This window comes from Methylobacterium sp. 190mf (assembly GCF_900107945.1).
Taxonomy (GTDB): Bacteria; Pseudomonadota; Alphaproteobacteria; order Rhizobiales; family Beijerinckiaceae; genus Methylobacterium.
The window spans coordinates 1-4,409 of the sequence record NZ_FNVI01000068.1 but is presented as its reverse complement, the minus strand read 5'-3'; the positions used below and the strand labels follow the sequence as shown (position 1 = coordinate 4,409).

Here is a 4,409-nt window from a genome sequence, read left to right as displayed (position 1 = left end):
TCCTCGTCCGGGGCGTCCTCGTGCGGCGCATCCTGGCTCGACGGCTCCCCGGTCCAGTCGAGGCGTGCGAGGGGCAGGGGCACGGGGTCGAGGACGGCCTGGAGGGGCGGGCCGTCGGCGGGGTCGAGGATGGCGGTGCGCAGGACGTCGTGGCGCTCGAGGGTGGCGCGGACGGCGCGGGCGAAGCGGTCGGGATCGAGGGGTTCGAGGTCGAGGCGGACTTGGTTGCGGTAGGCCGCGTCCCCGGGGGCGAGGCGGGCGTGGAAGAGCAGGCCCTCCTGCAGGGGGGTGAGCGGGTAGAGGTCGGCGAGGCTGTCGGGGTGGAGGGTACCGGCCGCGCGGGCGTCGGCCAGGAGTGTGTCGAGGCCGGGTTGGTCGAGGCGGGCGAGGGGCAGGTCGGCGGGGGTGGGCCGGCGCGGGGTGCCCGGGTCGGCGCAGTGGTCGACGAGGGCCTGGAGGGTGTGCCGGGTGTCGCGGGCGATGGCGGCGATGGCGGCGGCGTCGTGGCGGTCGGGGCTGAAGCGCCAGGCGAGGTGGAGGCGGCCGTCGCGCACGAGGGCGGTGAGGGTGAGCTCGGCGCCCGCGGGGCTGTTGGGGTCGCGCATGGGCCCCGCGCTCTCGGGGGCGAGGGCGAAGGGCGCGTCGGGGTCGGCGCGGTCGGCGTCGATCTGGCCGAGGTAGTTGAGGAGGATGCCGGGCTCGGGTGCCGCGGCGATGCGGTGGCGCAGGTCCGCGACGGGGCCGTGGCGCAGGAGGTCGTGGCTGAGATCGGGCTGGGGCAGGGCGCGGCGGGCTTCCTTCACCCGGCAGAGAGCGCGGCCGAGGAGTGGACCGAGGGCGAGGCCGCGGGCGGCGTCGTCCGGCGGCAGGTCCGGCTCGCCGCCGAGGGGGTCGAGCCGCAGCGGCACCAGCGTGGTGAACCAGCCCACCGTCCGGCTCAGGTCGTGGCGCGCCGCCTCGCCGGCCGCGTCCGCCAAGCTGTCCGCCAAGCTGTCCGCCAGGGCGTCGGCATCGCGACCGTGGCCCTCGAGCACGACGCGCACGGCTCGCCCGCCGCAGCGGCGCGACACCGCCACCGCGAGCGCCGCGAGCAGGAGTTCGTCGGGGCGCGTGCGGTAGGGCCGGCCGGCCCGGCGCAGGAAGGCGTCGGTGGTGTCGGCGTCGAGGCTGTCGGCGATCTCGGTCTGGGCGGATTCGACGTTGGGGGCGTCGGGCCGCGCAGGTTCGAGGCCCCATGCGGGAGGCGCGAGCTGCGCCGCCCAGGCCTCGGCCCAGGCGCGGCGGCGGTCGGCCTCGGCCGGATCCCGGGCCAGGGTGTCGAGGTGCCGGGCCCAGGCGGGGAAGGAGGTCGCGGGCGCCGGCAGGGTCCGCCCCGCGAGGACCAGGGCGAGATCCGCCACCAGGATGCGCCAAGAGACGGCGTCGACCACGAGGTGGTGGGCCACGAGGAGGAGGCGCTGCCCGCCGTCCGGGGCCGGATCGACCAGGACGGCGCGCAGCACCGGTCCGCGGGCGAGGTCGAGGCTCGTCTGCGCGGCCTCGGCCAGCGCCGCCAGGGCGGCCGCGTCCCGGGCCTCGCGGCGCCACAGCGACTCGGCGGCCGCGACGGCGTCGGCGGCGGTGCAGGTCTGCCGCCAGCCGCCGTCGGCCGCCTGCGCGAAGCGCAGCCGCAGGGCCGGATGGGCGGTGGACAGCGCGGCGAGCGCCTCCGCGACGCGGTCCGCCGCGAGGCGCGCCCGCGGGACGAGCAGCACGGCCATGTTCCAGTGCGCGCGCCGCGGCATCGGCGCGGCCAGGAACCAGCTCTGGATCGGGGTCAGCGGCACCGGGCCGGCCTCGAGGCCCGGATCGGTCGCCGCGTCGCGCGCGGGGAGCGCCGGGCGTGCGCCCTGGCGCTCGGCGTGCGCGGCGAGGGCGGCGAGGCTCTGGTGGGTGAACACGTCGCGGGGGGTGAGCGTCAGGCCGGCCTGACGGGCGCGGGTGACGAGCTGGAGGGCGAGGATGGAATCGCCGCCGCGCTCGAAGAAGGTGTCGGAGCGGGCGACGGCGTCGGGCCCGGGCAGGCCGAGCACCGCGGCCCAGAGATCGGCGAGGCGCCGCTCGGTCGCCGTGCGCGGCGGGTCGGCGTCTCGGGCGGGCACGTCCGCGTCGGGCTCGGGCAGGGCGCGGGCGTCGAGCTTGCCGCTCGTCGAGAGCGGCAGGGCGTCGAGCAGGACGATCGCGGCCGGCACCAGGGCGTCGGGCAGGTCGCGGGCCAGGGCGCGGCGCAGCTCCTGCGGGTCGGGGTGCGCGCCCGGCGCCGGCACCGCGTAGGCCACGAGCCGCGCGGGGCCGTCGGGTTTGCGGCGGGCGAGGACGGCGGCCTGGGCGATGCCGGGCTGCGCGCGCAGGGCGGCGGCGACCTCGCCGGGCTCGACGCGCTGGCCGCGGATCTTGACCTGCTCGTCGGCGCGTCCGCGGTAGTCGAGGGCGCCGTCGGGGCGGCGGGCGGCGCGGTCTCCGGTGCGGTAGAGGCGCGCGCCGGGCCTTCCGAACGGGTCGGGCACGAAGCGCTCGGCGGTCAGGCCGGGGCGTGCGAGATAGCCGCGGGCGAGGCCGGTGCCGCCGATGTAGAGCTCGCCCACCACCCCCACCGGCACCGGGTGCAGCGCGTCGTCGAGGACGTGGAGCTGCGTGTTGGCGATCGGGTGCCCGATCGGCACCCGCGGGGCGTCCCGCTCGGGCCCGCAGGTCCAGGCGCTGACGTCGATGGCCGCCTCCGTCGGCCCGTAGAGATTGGCCAGGTCGGCCCGGCTCTGGGCGCGGACGGCGGCCGCGAGGTCGGGGGCGAGCGCCTCGCCGCTGCACACGATGCGGGACAGGCTCGAGCAGGCGGCGAGCCGGCCGGACGCCAGGAACGCCTCCAGCAGGGCGGGCACGAAGTGCACGATCGTCACCGCGTCCCGCCGGATCAGGGCGGCCAGCGCGTCCGGATAGCGGTGGGCCTGCGGCGGCGCCATGACGAGGCGTGCGCCGCTGACGAGGGGCAGGAGGATCTCCCAGACGGCGACGTCGAAGGAGACCGGGGTCTTGTGCAGGATCACGTCGGCGGGGCCGACCGCGAAATGGGCCCGCATCCAGGCGAGGCGGTTGGCGATGGCGGCGCGGGTGTTGGCGCAGCCCTTGGGCGTGCCGGTCGAGCCGGACGTGTAGATGAGGTAGGCCAGGGCGTCCGGGTGCGGCGCCGCGGCCGGCAGGGCGGGATCGTCCGCCGCCTCTGCCAGATCCGGGGTGAGGATCTGCAGGTCCGGAAGCTCCGCCGGCCCGGGCATCCGCGCGGCCGGGCCGGACTCGGTGACGAGGAGGCGCAGGGCCGCCTCTCGGGCGGTCGCGACGAGGCGCGGGCGCGGCAGCTCGGGGTTGAGGGGCAGGATCGCGGCCCCCGTCTTGAGAACGGCGAGCCAGGCGACGAGCAGCGCGCAGGACCGCTCCAGCCCGACGCCGACCAGAGTGTCGGGACCGGCCCCGGCGCGGGCGAGGCGACGGGCCAGCGCGGAGGCCGCGCTGTCGAGGGCGCGGCGGGTGAGCGCGCCCTGCCCGTCGGTCACCGCGATCGCGTCCGGGTCGTGCGCGCGGTGGTCTGCGAAGGCGGCGAGGACGTCGCCGGCGCCGTCCGGGTAGGCCCGGGCGGTCGCGTTCGCCGACCCGATCATCGCCCGGTCGCTGTCGGGCAGCGGCGGCGGCAGCGCCCCGAGCGGGGTTGCCGGGTCGGCCTCGGCCAGGGCGGCGAGCTGGGCCACGAAGGCGGCGAGCAGCGCCTCGGCATCCGCGGGCGCGAGGCGGTCGGCGGCGTAGCTCAGGCGCAGGGCCAGCCGCGTCCCGTCGGGGCCGGTCTCCGGGTGGACCACCAGGGTGACGGGGTAGTGCGTGGTCTCGGCGACGATGGCCGGGCCGAGGCGCAAGGCGTGCGGGTCGGCAGCGTCGCCGTCCCCGTTTCCGTCGCCGTCCCGTCCGTGGCGCACGGCGGCGAGGGCGGCGTCGACGGGGTAGTTCTCGAACACCACCAGGCTGTCGAACAGGCCGCCCGTCCCTGTGCCCGTGCCCGTGCCCGCGGGGCCGGCGAGGCGCTGGATGGCGGCCAGGGGCAGGTGGCCGTGCTCGCGCAGGCCGAGACCGGCCTCCTGCACGCCCGCCAGCCACGCGCCGAGCGGCCGGGCCGGGTCGAGGTCCACGACCACCGGCAGGGTGTTGATGAACAGCCCGAGCACGGTCTCGGCCCCGGGCAGGTCGGCCGGGCGCCCGGCCACGGTCGTGCCGAAGGCGACGCGCGTCTGCCCGGTGCGGGCGGCCACGAGCCGGGCCCAGGCGGCCTGGACGCAGGTGTTGAGGGTGAGGTGCGCGGCCCGGGCGCGGGCGAGCAGCCGCCCGGC

The 4,409-nt window shown here is 78.4% G+C and carries 1 protein-coding gene; it reads right to left on the bottom strand.

Annotated features, from left to right (window positions below):
- A partial coding sequence (locus C4T42_RS31185; RefSeq protein WP_146074108.1) for a non-ribosomal peptide synthetase occupies nucleotides 1-4,409 on the bottom strand: 4,409 nt, incomplete at both ends.